This window comes from Comamonas sp. E6, assembly GCF_001010305.1.
Taxonomy (GTDB): domain Bacteria; phylum Pseudomonadota; class Gammaproteobacteria; order Burkholderiales; family Burkholderiaceae_C; genus Comamonas; species Comamonas thiooxydans.
In genome coordinates this window covers 1-531 of the sequence record NZ_BBXH01000072.1, presented here as the reverse complement: position 1 = coordinate 531, position 531 = coordinate 1, and the positions used below count along the sequence as shown (strand labels likewise).

General features: G+C 63.3%; 2 protein-coding genes. Both read left to right on the top strand.

Going from position 1 to position 531, the window contains the following annotated elements; all coding sequences use genetic code 11:
- On the top strand, positions 1-345 hold a 345-nt coding region (locus CSE6_RS25960), incomplete at its 5' end, for a DUF1064 domain-containing protein (protein ID WP_059441899.1).
- Positions 342-531, top strand: a 190-nt coding sequence (locus CSE6_RS25955) for a hypothetical protein (protein WP_059441898.1), incomplete at its 3' end; no start/stop codon positions are given. The genes CSE6_RS25960 and CSE6_RS25955, both read left to right, overlap by 4 nt.

Sequence of the window (531 nt, the reverse complement as noted above, 5' to 3'; positions counted from 1 at the left end):
CCCGGTGGAGCCAAGTACGGCAACAAGAAGACCGTCACCCCCGATGGGGTGAAGTTCGACAGCAGGGCCGAGGCCCGCCGCTGGGGGCATCTGTGCATGCAGCTGCGCGCAGGGGAGATCAGCGAGCTGCGCCGCCAGGTGGCCTATGAGCTGGTGCCCGCCGTGAAGTACTCCGACGCGAGCCGCGTCAAGAAGGCCATTCACTACGTGGCCGATTTTGTCTATGTGGAAAAGGGCGTGGAGGTGATCGAGGACGTGAAGGGCGTGCTGACCCCCGAATTCAAGATCAAGCGCCACCTGATGAAGGCTCTGCTGGGTCTGGAAGTGAAGGTGGTCAAAAAATGACCCAGGCATTGCACCCCGCATTCTTTGGCAAGGTCGTGCCCCTGGCTGGCCAGCGCAAGCCGCCGAGCGCATCGCGCATCACACGGCTGGTGTGGCCGACCTATGACCGCCTGAGCGATGGCCGCTACCTGATCGAGCACTGGATGGAGAACCGATGCTGCAACCGGGTTCAGGTGGGCGGCAGCG